Below are 17761 nucleotides of genomic sequence, written 5' to 3' on the forward strand. Positions count from 1 at the left end.
CCGATGGGTTAGGCGTCTTCGCCATCCCAGTAATCCACTGCGCTGTCAGTTCGCCCAACGAACCGCAAATGCGCCGACATCCAATCCTCGCCGGGAAAAACGGCAAGGGCTGCAAACTTTCCGCTATCGGGGTATTCGACCACGTCCGGGTCCTGTTTCGTCGAAATACCGATGTATTTAAGCGGTTTGCTCCCCGTATTTATCAACTGATGGGCGGTGTCGGGCCCGCCCTTCGGCGCACCACACACCATGCCGGCAGACACTTTGTGTTCGGTTTTGCCGATGCGGAACGTGCCCTCACCCTCAAGAATAACGAACATCTCATCATTGCCGAGGTGACTGTGAAACGGAAACGCGCGCTTACCCGGCTCAACCGTCACAAACATCGCGCCGAGCATCGAGAGTCCGAGCGCCCCATCGATATCCGCAATCGTCCCACCAAATCTCTTCGATCCGCCCTCAGGCTCCATCGTGAAGCCGGGCAGCGCATTGATATCAACCACGTCCGAAGTCATCTTGCTTCCCCCTCCGTCCGTTTCACCATCTCGGCAATCTGCCGTTCCGTTTCGGCAGTTTGGCTGGCCCGACGTTCCGCCTGGCGTTTGTTTTCAGCATCCAATCGCTTGCGTTCGATCATTCGGTAGATCATCCCGCCAACACCCGCACACACAATCGCCGCCAGCAAAAAGCGCCAGATCGACCAGCCACCACCAAACACCGCGCCCAGAATGAGGTAGGTCAAGATACCAGCCACCGCCCCAAACGGGACCGCGACACGGCCTGCATCAACATGGCTGGGATTGCCAAGCTGCTGCATCAGACCTTCTTCAAGCGCGTTGCCGGACATTACGTACGCCTCCCCAAAACGATTTGGGCAAACAGCGAGCCGAGAAAACCCGAAATGCTCGCGAGCAGTGCGACCTGATAGGTGCTTACCATGGGGGTAATCGCGTTGACGAACAGCGCGAAGCCAGCGCAGAACACGCCGGTGAGAATGGCGGAGAGGAGGGAGATGCCTTTCAACCACATGGCTCAGGACTCTGCCGCATCAGTCTGCTCCGCCTGAATAAGAGCATGGCTGAAATACAGATCGAACGCCTTAAGGACGACAAAGACAATCACACCCGACATAATCGCCACGACCTTACCGATACCGGACTCGCCAAACATCGACCAAAGCTCTTGCGTCAATAACACCGGAATCACGAACGAAACCGGAAGAAGTGCGCCGGTCATGATCTCACGCAATCTATGCCCCGAAAAGAATCTACGGAGCCGCTCTAATATGGAAATCAATGGTCGGTTCAATGCCAACTACCCCACGCTCCCCTCAAGCGAGATCGCAACCAGCTGCTGTGCCTCAAGCGCGAATTCCATCGGCAAAGCCTGCAGCACGTCTTTGACGAACCCGTTGACGACCAGCGCCACCGCCTCCTCTTCACCCATACCGCGTTGGCGGCAGTAGAACAGTTGTTCGTCATCGACCTTTGAGGTCGTCGCCTCATGCTCAACCCGCGAGGAGTTATTCTTGACTTCGATATAGGGCACCGTATGCGCGCCGCATTTGTCGCCGATCAGCAAGGAGTCGCATTGCGTATAGTTCCGGCTTTCCTTCGCTTTCGGGTGCATTGAAACCAGCCCGCGATAGGTGTTCTGCGCCTTGCCCGCACTGATCCCCTTCGACACGATCCGCGACTTCGTGCGTTTGCCCAGATGCACCATTTTTGTGCCAGTGTCGGCTTGCTGCATGTGGTTGGTGATAGCGATGGAGTAGAATTCGCCCTGACTATCGTCGCCGCGAAGAATGCAAGACGGGTATTTCCACGTCACGGCAGAGCCTGTTTCGACCTGCGTCCACATCACTTTCGCCCGATCACCCCGGCAATCGGCGCGTTTGGTTACGAAGTTATAGATCCCGCCCTTGCCGTTCTCATCACCCGGATACCAGTTCTGGACGGTCGAATACTTCACCTCGGCGTCTTCCTCGACCACAATCTCAACCACTGCGGCGTGAAGCTGTGCGGTATCGCGTTGCGGTGCCGTGCAGCCTTCGAGGTAGCTGACGTAGCTGCCCTTATCGGCGATGATCAGCGTGCGTTCAAATTGGCCCGTATTTTCCGCGTTGATACGGAAATAGGTCGACAGTTCCATCGGGCAGCGCACGCCGGGCGGCACGTAAACGAACGACCCGTCCGAGAACACGGCGCTGTTCAACGTCGCATAGAAGTTGTCAGACGCCGGCACCACAGAGCCGAGGTATTTCTTCACCAGTTCTGGATGCTCGCGGATCGCCTCACTGATCGAACAAAAGATGACGCCGGCCTTCTTCAGCTCCGCCTGAAAGGTCGTACCAACGGAAACGGAGTCGAACACCGCGTCGACCGCGACCTTGCGGCCCTCGGCGGGCGCAGCCTCCGCCCCTTCGACACCCGCGAGGATCATCTGCTCCTTCAGCGGAATACCGAGCTTTTCGTAGGTCGCAAGCAGTTTCGGATCGACCTCGTCCAGCGACTTCGGCTTCACTTCCATGCTTTTCGGACGGGCGTAGTAATACTGCTCCTGAAACTTGATTTCGGGGTATTCGACCATCGCCCAGTCCGGCTCAACCATCTTCAACCAGCGATCATAAGCAGCAATGCGCCAGTCGGTCATCCACTCCGGCTCTTCGTTCTTCTCGGAAATCAGCCGCACGATGTCATGGCTCAGCCCCTTGGGGGCATAGTCCATTTCAATCTCGGTCTCCCAGCCGTATTTGTATTTCCCGGCAAGGGATTTCACGGCCTCGACGGTTTCTTCCTCGACACCTTCTTTTACGTTCACTTCATCCAGTGCAGCCATCATCCTACCCGTTTTTTCACGCCACGCGCGTTTTGCGTCTGGCATATGCGCTTGTCCAAGCATCGACAAACCGCATCACCTGCTCTTCCGTCGTCGTCGGGCCGAGAGAGACCCGAATGGCCGAGGATGCGACGCTGTCGTCATACCCCATCGCCATAAGCACGCGGCTCGCCCGGACCTTGCCCGAAGAACAGGCCGATCCCGCCGAAACAGAAAATCCAGCCAAATCCATCTGCATTACCTGCGTTTCACCCTTCCAGCCGGGGGTGGCAAAGCAAGACGTATTTGGAATCCGTTGCGCGCCTTTCCCGACAAAAATAGTCTCTTTTGCAGATTCTTCCAGAGCTTTTTCTAGAATGTTTCTAAGTTTCTCAACTTTCGCCCAAACACCATCGCTCAAATCACGAGCTGCCGCCTCCGCCGCCGCGCCAAATCCGGCGACCCCAATGATGTTCTCAGTGCCGGATCTGCGGCCCATTTCCTGACCGCCACCTTTGATCTGAGCCGGAACATCAGTGCCCCGTCGCACGACCAAGGCACCGACACCTTTCGGCCCACCGATCTTGTGGGCGGAAATCAAAGCCATCTCAACCCCACACCAGTTGAACGCAAACGGCACCTTGCCGAACGCTTGCGTTGCGTCCGTCACGGCCAACCCGTCCGGCAAGTCTTGCAGAACCCCGGTTTCGCTGTTCGCGGCCTGCAAGACCGATCGACCGGGATCAGCAACGTCAACCCGCCCATCACGATCCGCCGAAAGCTGCTCCGCCACCCACGCCGCAACCGCGTCATGTTCAACCGCAGAACCAACCAACCCACGCCCCGCAAGCGCAAGCGCTGCCGCTTCCGTCGCGCTCGACGTAAAGATCACGTCCGCGCCATCCGCCCCAAATGCCGCCGCAACCTGCGCTCGCGCCTTCTCAACCAGAGCCTTCGCCGCCCGCCCTTCTGCATGAACAGAGGATGGATTGCCCACGACATCCATCGCAGCAATCATCGCCTCGCGCGCCTCCGGGCGTAGCGGTGCCGTCGCGTTCCAGTCGAGGTAGGCCCGATCCATCACGCCCCCAGCTTCATCTTGCCGAAAATACTCCGGGGTTTGGGGCAGCGCCCCAATGCGCCGCACTGGCGCAGATGTGCAACGTCACCCTTCATCCCTCATCCACCACCGTGAACAGGGTCGGCACAGCCGGACAGGGTGCCAGATCATTGCTCACCACATCCGACAACCGTGTTTGATGCAGAAAGACGTAAACTTGGGCGCTCAACCCTTCCCACAGACGATTGGTCAAGGATTGCGCCCGCGACCCCGAAACGCCGCCGGACGCACCGGCACCTGTGTGCATCGCACTAACGGTTTCGTCGACTGCACCAAGAACATCTGCCACGCGGATCTCAGCCGCCGGACGCGCCAGCCGATAACCACCGCCGGGGCCGCGCACCGATTCGACCAGCTCCGCCCGGCGCAGTTTCACGAACAACTGCTCCAGATACGGCAGCGAAATATCCTGCCGACGCGAGATTTCGCCGAGCGACACGAGGTCATCAGACGGTTGCAACGCCAGATCGGCCAAGGCAACCATCGCATAGCGCCCTTTTGTGCTGAGTTTCATAGCCCCGACCCCGCAAATTCATTGACCTTAGACGGCCTTACGCTTACTTCCTGAAGACCCGTCCGGCACCCGCCGGAATTTAGAACGGTTCTAATGAGTCCGAGCGATTTCGTCAAGAATACCGCCCGGCCCGCGACAGAAAGACAAGGACAGGAATGCCCGAGGTTATTTTTCCGGGGCCGGAAGGCCGCCTTGAAGGACGCTATCACCCGCAAAAGGAAAAAGACGCACCGATCGCCATTGTGCTTCATCCGCATCCGCAGTTTGGCGGAACGATGAACAATCGCGTCGTCTACAACCTGCACTATACGTTCTACAACATGGGCTTCACGGTCCTGCGGTTTAACTTCCGCGGCGTGGGACGCAGTCAGGGCGAATACGATCAGGGCGTCGGTGAATTGTCCGACGCGGCCTCAGCGCTCGACTACCTTCAGTCGATGAACCAGAACGCAAAGCACTGCTGGGTTGCGGGCTTTTCCTTCGGCGCGTGGATCGGAATGCAGCTCCTGATGCGGCGGCCTGAGATCACCGGCTTTATCTCAGTCTCTCCGCCCGCGAACATGTATGACTTTAGCTTCCTCGCGCCCTGCCCCAGCTCTGGCCTGATCATCAACGGCGGGGCTGACCGGGTTGCGCCGCCGACCGACACCCATCTGCTGGTGGAAAAGCTGCATGAACAAAAAGGCATCACCATCACCCACCAAGAGGTCGATGGCGCCGGTCACTTCTTTGAAGAGCCGCATATGGACACGATGCTTGGCAGCGTCGATGAATACGTCCGCCGCCGCCTGACCGAAACCACACGCTAGGAGAAGGGGCTGGCGTCATGAGCATAGTTGAAGATCTTGCAGATGAACTTGCCAAGGACGCGCTGAAAGTCCTCAAGGCCAGCGGTGACGACAAGGTCATCGCCGAGGTTGCGGAAATCCTCGGCGCAAGCTCCCAAACCGCTCAGGAGGCGTTCCTGACAGCAACCCGCGTCCGCCGAGCAGATGAACGCGCGCGGCAGTTTCTGAAAGAAAAGCTATCTGCCCTCAAGACCGAAGGCTAGACGGGGGCGATGCGGGATCAGGTCATCACCACCGACAGGCTGGCCCGGCAGTTCGCGTTTCTTCAGGAAATAGACAAGCTGAAATCGATCCTGCGGGCGACACCGCTGACCGACAATTCGCGCCTGGAAAACTCCGCCGAACATAGCTGGCACATCGCGATGTATGCGTTCGTCTTGGCGGATCAGGCTTCCCCCGCGGTTCAGATCGATCGCGTCATCAAGATGCTGCTGCTTCACGACATCGTAGAGATTGACGCAGGTGATGCCCCGATCCACGCTCAGATCGACACCAATATTCAAGACGCAAAAGAACAGGCCGCCGCTGATCGGATTTTCGGACTGCTCCCGGACGATCAAGCCAGCGCCTTCCGCACCCTCTGGGACGAATTCGAGGCGGCCAAGACTCCAGACGCTATCTTCGCGAAATCCATCGACCGGGTGCAACCGCTCCTTCTGAACCTGGCGTCAGGCGGCGGCAGTTGGGAAGAATACGACGTCACGCTGTCCCAGATCGACAGCCGGGTCGGTGGAAAAGTGAACCGTGGCGCGCCTGCGGTCTGGTCCTATGTCCGCGATCTGATCCGCCCATGGTTCGAACGCGCTCAATAACCCTTGATCAGCCGATCTGTGACCTGAACCAGAAGTAGACCCCGCCGATAATCAGCAGCGGAGCAACCAACAAGATCGCAACCAGCGGCTTCGGCATTTTCCGATCTTTTTGAGGCTTGGCAATCAAACACACCTGCGCAGCGACCGGCACGAAAAACAGCAGGAAGGTCCAATTGAACCGCTCCAGCGCGCCAATGTCGGAAAGCCCGAACAGCGTCAGCGTCGTCGGCCCAAGCACAACCACCCAAGACAGCAGGATTGCCGCAACGATAGCGACCTTGATGCCTTCGTTGTCGCGGCCCTCAACCTCATTTTCTCGCATCTTTTCGGTGACACGCCGGGTCACAAGACCGACCGCCCAAAGGGCGACACCCAGCACAACAACAAAGATTGGCAGGACATAGATGAACGGCAACGCGCTGAGGCTACTCAGATCAAACGGCTCACTCCGCACCCAAAGCGCAAGCACAGCGACGGCCAACAGGCCAAGGATCATTGCGCCCTGCCCTGACCAGCGGGTGATCTGCTGCGCGCGGGCGAGCGCGTTAAATTCTGCCTCGTGCATCATTCTTTGGTCCTTTTCTTCATCCAAAGCGTTGTTCAAAACAAAGGTGGCGGTTTTATGACCGCTTCATTCGTATACCGCCGCATACCGTCTTTCCCATCGGATTGTTTTGCGCTAGAAGGCGCCAAGCAATCGATTCAAAACAACCGAGAGGCCAGCCCATGACCAAGATCAAGGTGGAAAACCCCGTCGTCGAACTAGACGGAGATGAAATGACCCGCATCATTTGGGACTTCATCAAGAAGAAACTGATCCTGCCTTATCTGGACGTTGATCTGCTATACTATGACCTTGGTATGGAAGTTCGGGATGAAACGAACGACCAAATCACGATTGATGCCGCTGAAAAAATTAAGGAAATCGGCGTTGGTGTGAAATGTGCTACGATCACGCCCGACGAACAACGGGTTGAGGAATTCGGCCTGAAAAAGATGTGGCGTTCGCCGAACGGGACGATCCGCAACATCCTTGGCGGCGTTGTCTTCCGTGCACCGATCATCTGTTCCAACGTGCCGCGCCTTGTGCCCGGCTGGACCGACCCGATTGTCATTGGCCGTCACGCCTTTGGCGACCAGTATAAGGCGACCGATTTCCTGATGCCCGGCCCCGGCAAACTGACGATGAAATTCGTCGGTGAAGACGGCGAAGTCATTGAGAAAGAGGTGTTTGATTCCCCCTCTGCAGGTGTTGCGATGGGGATGTATAACCTTGACGCGAGCATTATCGACTTTGCCCGCGCGTCCATGAACTACGGCCTGAACCTTGGTTGGCCGGTCTATCTGTCGACCAAGAACACCATCCTCAAGGCGTATGATGGACGCTTCAAAGACCTGTTCCAAAAGGTTTATGACGAAGAATTTGCCGAGAAGTTCGAGGCAGCTGGCATCACATACGAACACCGCCTGATCGATGACATGGTCGCCGCGGCGATGAAATGGTCGGGTAAGTTCGTCTGGGCCTGTAAAAACTACGATGGCGACGTACAGTCTGACACGGTTGCGCAGGGCTTCGGCTCGCTCGGCCTGATGACCTCGCAATTGATGACGCCGGATGGAAAGATTGTTGAGGCTGAAGCCGCGCACGGCACCGTCACGCGCCACTACCGCCAGCATCAAAAAGGCGAGGCGACATCGACCAACTCCATCGCATCGATCTACGCTTGGACGGGTGGCCTTAAGCACCGCGCGAAACTTGACAGCAACGACGCGCTGATGAACTTCGCCGAAACGCTTGAGAAGGTCATCGTGGATACGGTCGAAAGCGGTTCGATGACCAAAGACCTCGCCCTGCTGGTGGGGCCGGATCAGAAATGGCTGACGACCGAAGGCTTCCTTGAGAAGATTGACGAAAATCTGAACAAGGCGCTTGCGGGCTAACAACGCGCCACAACGCAGATTGAAAGGGCCGGCGTAATCGCCGGCCCTTTTTCGTTAATGGCCACCACTCCGCCGATTACGACAGGCTTTGCCACCACCTGATTGAACGGGTAGAGATGGCCGATATCTCCGCCAGATTCCGCAGAAAAGGTGCGCCATGCCCGTTCACTATATCTATCTGATCCTCGCCGTCGCCGCGGAAACTGTCGGCACCTCTGCCCTGCAAGCCAGCCAGCAGTTCACCAAGACGGTGCCGTCGATCCTTGTGGTCGTGTCCTATGCGGTTTCCTTCTACCTTCTCGCGCTGACGCTGAAGGTTATGCCCGTCGGCATCATGTATGCGATCTGGTCGGGCCTTGGGATCGTGTTCATCGCGATCATCGGCTGGGTGATTTTCGGCCAGCGACTCGACCTGCCCGCGATCCTTGGCATGACCATGATATTGGCGGGCATTCTGATCATCCACCTCTTTTCCACGACCTCGACACACTAAGGGCTGGCCTTTTCTGCGGTTGCACGGTATGCGCCGCGCAACCCTCCCTTTAAGGCTGATCCAATGGACCTGCGCAATATCGCAATCATCGCACACGTTGACCACGGTAAGACGACTCTTGTTGACGAACTCCTGAAACAATCCGGTGCTTTCCGCGAAAACCAATCGGTTGCGGAACGGGCGATGGACTCCAACGATCTTGAGCGTGAACGCGGCATTACCATTCTGGCCAAAGCGACCTCGCTTGAGTGGAACGGCAAACGGATCAACATCGTCGACACCCCCGGCCACGCCGATTTCGGCGGAGAGGTTGAGCGTATCCTGAGCATGGTCGACGGCGTTGTTCTGCTGGTCGATGCCGCCGAAGGTCCGATGCCGCAGACCAAATTCGTGACGTCAAAAGCACTTGCCCTTGGCCTGCGTCCTATCGTCGTGCTGAACAAGGTCGACAAACCTGACGCGGAACCTGACCGCGCACTTGACGAGTGTTTCGATTTGTTTGCGAACCTCGGCGCGGATGACGACCAGCTTGATTTTCCTGCGATGTATGCCTCCGGTCGGTCCGGCTGGGCGGATATGGAGCTTGACGGCCCGCGCAAGGATCTGACCGCGCTGTTTGATCTGATCGTCGATCATGTCCCTGCCCCGAAACAGATTGAAGATCGCGGCGAACCGTTCCGCATGCTCGCCACGACCCTCGGCGCCGATCCGTTCATCGGACGGGTTCTGACGGGTCGGGTCGAATCCGGCACGCTGAAGACAGGCGAAACCATCAAGGCACTCAGCCGCGATGGATCGCTGGTCGAAAACTTCCGCGTCACGAAAATCCTCGCCTTCCGGGGTCTCAGCCAGCAACCGATCGACGTGGCCGAAGCCGGTGACATCGTGTCGCTCGCTGGGATGTCGAAAGCGACGGTAGCCGATTCCCTTGTGGCGACGTCGGTGACCGAAGCCCTGCCCGCGCAACCGATTGATCCGCCGACGATCACCGTAACATTTGGCATCAACGACAGCCCGCTTGCCGGGCGTGACGGCAAAAAGGTGCAAAGCCGCGTCATCCGCGAACGCCTGATGAAAGAGGCTGAATCCAACGTCGCCATCCGCGTCACCGACACTTCCGGCGGCGAAGCGTTCGAGGTTGCAGGCCGTGGCGAACTCCAGATGGGGGTTTTGATCGAAAACATGCGGCGCGAAGGGTTCGAGCTGTCGATCTCCCGCCCGCAAGTGCTGTTCCGCGACGTGGACGGCCAGCAGATGGAGCCGATCGAAGAAGTCACGATTGACGTTGATGACGATTACTCCGGCGCGGTCATCGAAAAAATCACCGGAACGCGCAAGGGCGAACTGGTGGAGATGAAGCCAGCCGGCGCGGGAAAAACCCGGATCATCGCGCATGTCCCATCACGCGGGCTGATCGGTTATCACGGTGAGTTTCTGACCGACACCCGCGGCACGGGCGTGCTGAACCGCGTGTTCCAAGAATGGGCGCCGCATCGCGGGCCGATCCCTGGCCGCCGCGCGGGTGTTCTGATCTCAATGGAAAACGGCACATCGGTCGCCTACGCGCTCTTCAACCTCGAAGATCGGGGCAAAATGTTCATCGGCGCGCAGGAGCCTGTTTACGAGGGCATGATCATCGGCGAACACAGCCGCGAAAATGACCTTGAGGTGAATCCACTGAAGGGCAAAAAGCTGACCAACGTCCGCGCCTCTGGCACGGATGAGGCGGTGCGCCTGACCACCCCGATCACGATGAGCCTTGAACAAGCCATCGCCTATATCGACAATGATGAACTGGTCGAGGTGACGCCAAACGCCATCCGTCTGCGCAAGCGGTTCCTCGATCCGCATGAACGCAAGCGTCAGTCGCGCGTGGCAAGCTAGGCGGCGCTACTCCGTCGTTTCGACGATCAGCAATTCCCGCTCAGACGCGCCCCGCGCGTGGCTGAGCGCTTCCTGATATTCGGGTGAGTGATAACACCCTTCCGCCGCCTCAACCGAAGGAAACTTCGCGACCACATTGCGCGGGCGATCCTTGCCCTCAAGCTGCACATAGCGGCCTGCGCGGGCGATGAAATGCCCGCCATGTTTGGCAATCGCCGGGCCAGCCAGGGCCGCGTATTTTCCATACGCATCCTCATCCGTGACCGTTACATGCGCTATCCAAAGTGCCGGCATCTGTCATCCCTCCAGTATGGTTTTCGCGGCCGCGATTGCCGCCGCTGCGTTTTCTGCGTCCTTGCCGCCACCTTGCGCCATGTCCGGACGGCCCCCGCCGCCCTTCCCGCCGAGTTCCGCCACGGCGGCTTTCACGAGGTCGACCGCCGAAATCTGGTCTGTCAAATCAGGTGTCACACCGGCGGCCACGGCAGCCTTGCCGCCCGCATCCGCGATCAAGAGCACCGCGCCAGAGCCAATCCGCGCCTTGTGCTCATCAATCATCGCGGGCAGATCCTTGCCGCTGACCCCATCCAGTTTTTGCGCGACGAATGAAACATCGCCAACCTTTTCGGCGTCCGGAGCAGCCGCGCCGCCCCCACCCGACATCGCCAGTTCACGGCGAAGGGTCGCGACCTCACTTTTCAGCGCTTTCCGCTCATCAAGCAGTGCTTTTACCCGGTCCGGCACCTCAGCCGCCTGCGCCTTCAGTTGCAATGCAACCTCGGCCAGACGGTGATCCTGATCGGACATCGCACGGAACGCCGCCTCACCCGTCAGGGCTTCGATCCGCCGAACGCCTGCCGAACTGGCGCTATCGCCCAGCATGACGAACAACCCGATATCGCCCGTTCTACGCACATGGGTACCGCCGCACAACTCAATCGAATAGGTCTTGCGATCCGTTCCTTTATCGGAGCCATCAAGCTCACCCATTGAAACCACGCGAACCTCGTCGCCATATTTCTCACCAAACAGCGCCTGCGCGCCGATTTCGCGGGCGTCATCCGGCGTCATTATGCGGGTTTCAACCGGCGTGTTTTGGCGAACGAAGGCATTAACTTCCTCCTCCACCATTTTGATTTCGCTTAACGAAAGCGCCTTGCTATGCGAAAAATCGAACCGCAACCGATCATCTGCATTCAACGATCCCCGCTGCGCAACATGATCACCCAGATGACGGCGCAGCGCCTCATGCAGCAGATGCGTGGCGGAATGATTGGCTCGGATGCGCGTCCGGCGGTCGTGATCGACCGTCAGCTCAGCCCCCTGGCCCGTTTCAATCTGCCCCTCAATCACCTCAGCGAAGTGGATGAAAACCCCGGCGCTTTTCTTCGTATCCGTAATCCGGGCGGCGCCGGTGTCCGTCCGCAACTCTCCGCTGTCGCCGACCTGGCCGCCGGCCTCGGCGTAGAACGGTGTCTGGTTGACTACGATCTGGACGGAAGCTCCTGCCTTCGCCGCATCGATCCGCTTGCCACCGTCGACGAGCGCCAGCACCTGACCCTCGGCCACTTCGGTGTCGTAGCCGAGGAATTCGGTTCCCCCGTGCTCCTCCGCCAGGTCGAACCAGATCGCGGCGTCGGCGGTTTCGCCAGACCCCGACCAGGCCGCACGCGCCTTCGCCTTCTGCTCCGCCATCGCGGCATCGAAACCTTCGGTGTCGACCGACCGACCCTTCTCGCGCAGCGCGTCCTGGGTCAAGTCAAGTGGGAAACCATAAGTGTCGTAGAGCTTGAACGCAGCCTCCCCCGGCAGGGCCGCCCCATCGGGCAGCTTGCCCAGTTCGTCGTCCAGCAGGCGCAACCCGCGGTCAAGCGTCTGTTGAAACCGCGTTTCTTCGTTCTTCAGCGTCTCTTCGATCAATGGCTGCGCACGACCAAGTTCCGGGAATGCCTGCCCCATCTGCGTCACCAACTCCGGCACCAGCCGATACATAACAGGATCTTGCGCACCCAACAGATGCGCGTGCCGCATCGCCCGGCGCATGATCCGGCGCAGAACATAGCCGCGCCCCTCGTTCGAGGGCATAACACCATCCGCGATCAGGAATGACGTCGACCGCAGATGATCCGCGATCACCCGGTGATGGACGTTTTGTTCGCCATAGGGATCAACATTCGTCAGATGCGCGGACGCCTCAATCAGGGCGCGGAACAGATCGGTGTCGTAGTTATCATGGCTGCCTTGCAGAAGGGCGCCAATCCGCTCCAAACCCATACCGGTGTCGATCGACGGGCGCGGCAAGTCTTCGCGATGCCCGTCCTCGAACTGCTCAAACTGCATGAAGACGAGGTTCCAAATTTCGATAAACCGGTCGCCATCCTCATCGTTGCTGCCCGGCGGGCCGCCCCAGATGTGATCGCCGTGATCGTAGAAAATCTCGGTGCACGGCCCGCACGGGCCAGTCGGTCCCATCGACCAAAAATTATCCGCCGTATCGATGCGGATGATCCGATCATCCGGCAACCCGGCGTGTTTCTTCCAGATGTCTGCCGCGTCGTCGTCCGTGTGAAAGACCGTGACAAGCAGCTTGTCCTTGTCGATGCCAAATTCCTTGGTGATCAAATCCCACGCAAACGGGATTGCATCCCTTTTGAAGTAGTCACCAAAGCTGAAATTCCCCAGCATTTCAAAGAAGGTATGGTGCCGTGCCGTATAACCCACATTGTCCAGATCGTTGTGCTTACCGCCCGCACGCACACATTTCTGGCTTGTCACTGCGCGGCTGTAATCGCGATGCTCAACCCCCGTAAACACGTTCTTGAACTGCACCATGCCGGAGTTCGTGAACATCAGCGTCGGATCGTTTCGTGGCACCAAGGGGGAGCTGTCGACCACCTCATGACCATTGGTTTCGAAATAGTTAAGGAAGGTCGAGCGGATGTCGTTGAGACTGGGCATTGGCGCGGGCTCTCTCGTAAGGTTCGCGATCGTCGGCTTCTGGACGGTTTATCGCCCGCATCCGGGGCTGTCCACTGCAAGAAAAGACCCGGATGCGATCTGCACCCGGGTCTTTTCCTGTTTCGATCCACTGAGGGCCGTTAGCGGCCCATTCAGGCTTCCAGGATATCGTCTTCTTCGACGGTCGGAGGCATGTCGAAATCCAACCCGTGCGCGGCCCTGATCTTGTCTTCGATTTCAAGCGCGATCCGGTTGTTTTCTTTCAGGTAAAGCTTCGCGTTCTCGCGCCCCTGCCCGATCCGCTCATCCCCGTAGGAAAACCACGCGCCGGATTTTTCAACAACGCCGGCTTTTACGCCAAGATCCAAAAGCTCACCCATCTTGGAGATTCCTTCGCCATACATGATGTCGAATTCAACCTGCTTGAACGGCGGAGCCACCTTGTTCTTGACGACCTTGACGCGGGTTGCATTGCCGACAACCTCATCCCGATCCTTGATCGCACCGATCCGACGAATATCAAGCCGGACGGAGCTATAGAACTTCAGCGCATTGCCGCCCGTCGTCGTTTCCGGGCTACCGAACATAACGCCGATCTTCATCCGAATCTGGTTGATAAAGATCACCATGCAGCCAGAGCGGGAGATCGAACCCGTCAGCTTGCGCATCGCCTGGCTCATCAAACGGGCGTGCACACCGACGCTGCTGTCGCCCATATCACCTTCAAGTTCGGATTTGGGGGTCAGCGCTGCGACGGAGTCGACAACCACCATGTTGACTGCACCAGACCGAACGAGCGTATCGGTAATCTCAAGCGCCTGCTCACCGGTGTCCGGCTGCGAAATCAGCAGTTCATCAAGGTCCACGCCGAGTTTCCGCGCATATTGCGGATCAAGCGCATGTTCTGCGTCAACGAACGCACAAACACCGCCTTTTTTCTGTTCTTCCGCTATACAATGCAACGTCAGGGTCGTCTTGCCGGAGCTTTCCGGGCCGTAAATTTCAACAACCCGCCCCTTGGGCAAACCGCCGATTCCCAGCGCGATATCAAGACCGAGCGATCCGGTTGAGGTCGACGCAATCTCTTGCACGGCGTTTTCGTCGCCGAGCTTCATGATCGAACCCTTGCCGAACTGCCGTTCAATCTGCGCCAACGCGCTATCGAGCGCCTTTTGCTTATCGCCGCTTTTCTTATCAGTCATGTTGAGTAAATCTGCCGTCGCCATTTCATTGCTTCCTTATTCCACACCCGCAAGCGGGCGGCAATCGTTGCTCTTGTTCACCTCTTGTTCTAATTTCTTATGGGACCAAAAAGAGAACATTTCAACTTAATTTTTCGTATCCTCACTTTTACCCCGGAAGGTTAAGCGCTAGTTTACGCGGAACATTTCTTTCTGAAATCAGGCAGGGCGACCGCAAGATGTTGGTATTTTGGAAAGAAAAGCTGGTTTTCCTGTCATCGACCAAGACCGGCAGCAGCGCGATCCACGAAATGGTTGGGGAACTTGCCGATGTCTCGATGCGGCACCCGCCGCGATTAAAGCACACTCCGGCGCAGGCGTTTCACAAGACCTACCACCCATTATTCTTCCCGAAAAATTCCAAGAATCTGACGACGGTTGCCGTGATGCGGGAACCAATTGATTGGCTCGGTAGCTGGTATCGATACCGCTCGCGCGATGCTTTGGTCGGCTCCGAAAAAAGCACCCGCGATGTTTCCTTTGATGCGTTCATCAATGCTTATCTCGCCGACGAACGACCTGCCTACGCGGACCTTGGATCGCAGGGGCGGTTTTTATGTGGCAATGGCGACGTGCCCAAAGTGGATCAAATTTTTGACTTTACGCAGCTGGATCGCCTTCGTTGTTTTTTTGAAGAGAGATTGGGGCGACAGCTAACACTCAGACCAGTGAATGTATCGCCGAAATTCGAACTCCAACTGACAACAAAAACAGAGGCCCGATTGCGAAAGGAACTCGCCCACGATTTCGCGCTTTATGAGAAAATCCGTCAGTGAAGCTGGCGTTGAACGGTGTTGGTCAACTCATTCAACGAAAACGGCTTGGGCAAGAAGACGGAGTTCGGGATCACCTCTGGACTATCGCCAAACGCATCCTCCGCGTAGCCTGACACGAACACAACCTTAACCTCCGGCCGCTCTTTAAGGGCACGCTTCACCCAGCTTGGCCCGTCCATCCCCGGCATCATCACATCGGTCACGAACAGATCGACATTCAACGTCGAGTCCTCAAGCGTTTTCAGGGCATCTTCAGCGCTTTCCGCCTCAAGCACTGTATAGCCGCGCATCCGAAGCGCGCGAGACGCAAAGGACCGGACAGGCGCTTCATCCTCGACCAGCAAAACCACGCCTTCCCCGCGCGGCGGAAGGGCGGTTTCGGTCAAGCATGGGGAACGCTCCGCCGGCACCGCGGCGACTTGGGTATGGGTCGGGAAGAACAGCGTGAACTCCGTCCCTCCACCAACGACACTGTCGACGAAGATGAAACCGCCGCTTTGCTTGACGATGCCGTAGGCCATCGACAGGCCCAGCCCGGTTCCTTCGCCAACCCGTTTGGTTGTGTAAAACGGCTCAAAAATCTTGGCAAGCTTATCCTGCGGCACGCCATGCCCCTGATCGATAACCTTGATTGTCGCATATTTACCCGGTGGAACCTTTGCGCGATCCCGCTTCAGGGTTTGGGTCAACGTCCGAAGCTCAGTCTCTATCCGAATTTCTCCACCGTTCACCATCGCATCGCGGGCGTTGACGACCAGATTCATGATGACCTGTTCCAATTGACGGCGATCCGCGCGAACCGGCGCGAGGTCGGGGTCATGCGAGAGGGTCAGGGATACACGCTCCCCCACAAGGCGGTTCAGAAGATGGGTGAGGTCAGACAGCGTGTCACGAAGATCTATGACCTCGGGCTGCAAATTCTGCTTGCGCGAGAACGCCAGAAGTTGCCCCACAAGGCTCGCCGCACGGTTGGCATTTTCGTTGATCTGGACAAGATCACCAAAATCTGGGTCGCCCTGATCATGCCTCAGCAGAAGCAAATCGCAATGGCCGGTGATGGCCGTCAGTAGATTGTTGAAGTCGTGAGCGATGCCGCCCGCAAGCTGACCAATCGCCTGCATCTTCTGGCTTTGGACGAATTGCGCTTCCAGCGTCTTCAGCTCAGTCGCGTCCGTCAGGATCGCGATTAGCGTCGGTTCGTCCCCATCCATGAACCGGGCAAGCGAAATCTGCAAGAACGCCTCTGGCTCAGGTTTCTTTGCGCGGATCACCTCGGACCGCTGCAAGCCGCGGCCATCGAAGGCATCCTCCAACCAGTCGTTGACCGAACGCCCCAGACCTTCGACCAGATCGGACATGGTTGCACCCGGCTCAATCGGGTCCGCCAGCATATCGCGGGCGAGACGATTGGCGTCAATGATCTGGCCGCCCTTCGCAATCGTCAGCAGCGGAACCGGCAGTTCATCCATTGTCGGCAGGCGACGCCCATCCTGATTTGCAGACGCTTCCAAGCCGGGGATCAGGTAGATTTCGCTTCGCCCGCTCGCCCCTTCAATCTCTGCGACGAGGCTTTTGATAAGGCCGTCTTTGCCGATCACCTCGTTCTCCGCCCCAGCGGTAATCGGCAGGTGATTGAACACGCGGTCGAGCGTTTTGACCCGCCCGCCAAGCACCTTGCGCATCGCTTCATTCATGAACAACACGGTCCCGGATTTCGATGCGGTCAACATCGGCAGGCTAACGCCCTCCGCCCCACGGGACTTTGCGCTGCGTTGACCAAAATCGTCAATCCGCCAATAGAACGCATCCTCGGCAATCCGATGCACCGACAGCCGCGTGTGGCCGCGGCGGGTCACGACATCTTCTTGTGCGGCCCCGACCGCTTGCGCCTTGTTTTGCAGCCGGAACAACACTGCAGACGGGTTGGCAAACAAATCGCGGAACACGTGCGCCAGCGAGAACGCTTTGCAATCCGAAAACCGATCCGCTGCTGTCGTATTTTGATAGACGATCTCTCCGTCCCTGTCGGTCACGAAGCACGAGGCTTTGTCGAGTTCCGTCAAAGCCGCGATTTGCTTGGTCAAACGCCCGTGTTTCTTACGCTGACCCAGCTTTAGCGCCGACGTCAGCACGGCGATAAACCCGAATGTCGCGCCGACCGCTGCGAGGACAACCCCAATCGCGTGGCTGGACGCCACGAATGCCAGCCCGATCATCAGGATGGAAACGACCCCCAGATAGAACGAAGGCCCGGAAAATCCGTCTGCTTTGCGGATAATCGGCGGAAGTGATGCTGTCGTTTGCGACACGGAGGCCCCCTGTTTCGATTCGTGGCCCCTCCATTTCGGTGATCAATC

Annotated in this window: 19 protein-coding genes; 7 read left to right on the plus strand and 12 right to left on the minus strand. The window is 58.0% G+C overall.

Features of this window, described 5'->3' with window-relative positions:
• Positions 1-8: 8 nt before the first annotated feature.
• The 7 genes from ACEWPJ_RS08830 to ACEWPJ_RS08860 form a co-directional block, all read right to left on the minus strand.
• Positions 9-515, minus strand: coding sequence for a cupin domain-containing protein (locus ACEWPJ_RS08830; RefSeq protein ID WP_416512509.1), 507 nt, complete (start codon positions 513-515; stop codon positions 9-11).
• Complete coding sequence (locus ACEWPJ_RS08835) at positions 512-847, minus strand: hypothetical protein (RefSeq protein ID WP_416512510.1); 336 nt, start codon at positions 845-847, stop codon at positions 512-514. Before ACEWPJ_RS08835 ends, ACEWPJ_RS08830 begins: the two co-directional genes overlap by 4 nt.
• A complete protein-coding gene (locus ACEWPJ_RS08840; protein ID WP_416512511.1) occupies positions 847-1029 on the minus strand; it encodes a hypothetical protein in 183 nt (60 codons plus the stop codon). Before ACEWPJ_RS08840 ends, ACEWPJ_RS08835 begins: the two co-directional genes overlap by 1 nt.
• Positions 1030-1032: 3 nt before the next feature.
• Positions 1033-1236, minus strand: coding sequence for a hypothetical protein (locus ACEWPJ_RS08845; protein ID WP_416512512.1), 204 nt, complete (start codon positions 1234-1236; stop codon positions 1033-1035).
• A gap of 78 nt (positions 1237-1314) precedes the next feature.
• Positions 1315-2838, minus strand: coding sequence for a Fe-S cluster assembly protein SufB (sufB, locus tag ACEWPJ_RS08850; protein WP_416512514.1), 1524 nt, complete (start codon positions 2836-2838; stop codon positions 1315-1317).
• 16 nt (positions 2839-2854) lie between these two features.
• A complete protein-coding gene (locus tag ACEWPJ_RS08855; RefSeq protein ID WP_416513027.1) occupies positions 2855-3898 on the minus strand; it encodes a cysteine desulfurase family protein in 1044 nt (347 codons plus the stop codon).
• Between the two features lie 91 nt (positions 3899-3989).
• Entirely contained in the window at positions 3990-4451 is a 462-nt protein-coding gene (locus tag ACEWPJ_RS08860) for an Rrf2 family transcriptional regulator (RefSeq protein WP_416512516.1), read from the minus strand.
• Between the two features lie 155 nt (positions 4452-4606).
• Between ACEWPJ_RS08860 and ACEWPJ_RS08865 the strand changes: the two genes are divergently transcribed.
• The 3 genes from ACEWPJ_RS08865 to ACEWPJ_RS08875 are packed head-to-tail and all read left to right on the plus strand — an operon-like array spanning position 4607 to position 6111.
• Complete coding sequence (locus tag ACEWPJ_RS08865) at positions 4607-5260, plus strand: alpha/beta hydrolase (protein WP_416512518.1); 654 nt, start codon at positions 4607-4609, stop codon at positions 5258-5260.
• Between the two features lie 17 nt (positions 5261-5277).
• Positions 5278-5502 carry a hypothetical protein gene (locus ACEWPJ_RS08870; protein WP_416512519.1) on the plus strand — a complete coding sequence of 75 codons (225 nt, stop codon included), beginning with the start codon at positions 5278-5280 and terminating at the stop codon, positions 5500-5502.
• Between the two features lie 9 nt (positions 5503-5511).
• Complete coding sequence (locus ACEWPJ_RS08875; RefSeq protein WP_416512521.1) at positions 5512-6111, plus strand: HD domain-containing protein; 600 nt, start codon at positions 5512-5514, stop codon at positions 6109-6111.
• A 7-nt stretch (positions 6112-6118) separates the two neighbouring features.
• Here the strand turns inward: ACEWPJ_RS08875 and ACEWPJ_RS08880 are convergent, their stop codons facing one another.
• The gene (locus ACEWPJ_RS08880; RefSeq protein ID WP_416512522.1) at positions 6119-6679 is read right to left on the minus strand and encodes a hypothetical protein; all 561 of its coding nucleotides are present in this window, start codon (positions 6677-6679) and stop codon (positions 6119-6121) included.
• 158 nt (positions 6680-6837) lie between these two features.
• Between ACEWPJ_RS08880 and ACEWPJ_RS08885 the strand changes: the two genes are divergently transcribed.
• The 3 genes from ACEWPJ_RS08885 to typA all read left to right on the plus strand — a co-directional run bounded on the left by ACEWPJ_RS08885 (position 6838) and on the right by typA (position 10429).
• Positions 6838-8052 (plus strand): NADP-dependent isocitrate dehydrogenase, encoded by a 1215-nt coding sequence (locus ACEWPJ_RS08885; RefSeq protein WP_416512524.1) that lies wholly within the window; start codon positions 6838-6840, stop codon positions 8050-8052.
• A gap of 157 nt (positions 8053-8209) precedes the next feature.
• Positions 8210-8545: a DMT family transporter gene (locus ACEWPJ_RS08890; RefSeq protein WP_416512525.1), complete on the plus strand. Its 336-nt coding sequence runs from the start codon at positions 8210-8212 to the stop codon at positions 8543-8545.
• A 63-nt stretch (positions 8546-8608) separates the two neighbouring features.
• Positions 8609-10429, plus strand: a complete 1821-nt coding sequence (typA, locus tag ACEWPJ_RS08895) for a translational GTPase TypA (RefSeq protein WP_416512526.1) — start codon at positions 8609-8611, stop codon at positions 10427-10429.
• Between the two features lie 6 nt (positions 10430-10435).
• Here the strand turns inward: typA and ACEWPJ_RS08900 are convergent, their stop codons facing one another.
• The 3 genes from ACEWPJ_RS08900 to recA form a co-directional block, all read right to left on the minus strand.
• Positions 10436-10723, minus strand: coding sequence for a DUF1330 domain-containing protein (locus ACEWPJ_RS08900; RefSeq protein WP_416512527.1), 288 nt, complete (start codon positions 10721-10723; stop codon positions 10436-10438).
• A gap of 3 nt (positions 10724-10726) precedes the next feature.
• Entirely contained in the window at positions 10727-13387 is a 2661-nt protein-coding gene (alaS, locus tag ACEWPJ_RS08905; RefSeq protein ID WP_416512529.1) for an alanine--tRNA ligase, read from the minus strand.
• Positions 13388-13539: 152 nt separating this feature from the next.
• Positions 13540-14613, minus strand: coding sequence for a recombinase RecA (gene recA / locus ACEWPJ_RS08910; RefSeq protein ID WP_416512531.1), 1074 nt, complete (start codon positions 14611-14613; stop codon positions 13540-13542).
• Between the two features lie 266 nt (positions 14614-14879).
• Between recA and ACEWPJ_RS08915 the strand changes: the two genes are divergently transcribed.
• A complete protein-coding gene (locus tag ACEWPJ_RS08915) occupies positions 14880-15404 on the plus strand; it encodes a gamma-glutamyl kinase (RefSeq protein WP_416512533.1) in 525 nt (174 codons plus the stop codon).
• Here the strand turns inward: ACEWPJ_RS08915 and ACEWPJ_RS08920 are convergent.
• A complete protein-coding gene (locus ACEWPJ_RS08920) occupies positions 15398-17713 on the minus strand; it encodes an ATP-binding protein (RefSeq protein ID WP_416512535.1) in 2316 nt (771 codons plus the stop codon). The two genes, ACEWPJ_RS08915 and ACEWPJ_RS08920, sit on opposite strands and share 7 nt — an antisense overlap.
• Positions 17714-17761: the final 48 nt, after the last annotated feature.

This window comes from Aliiroseovarius sp. YM-037 (assembly GCF_048060095.1).
GTDB lineage: Bacteria > Pseudomonadota > Alphaproteobacteria > Rhodobacterales > Rhodobacteraceae > JBLUOA01.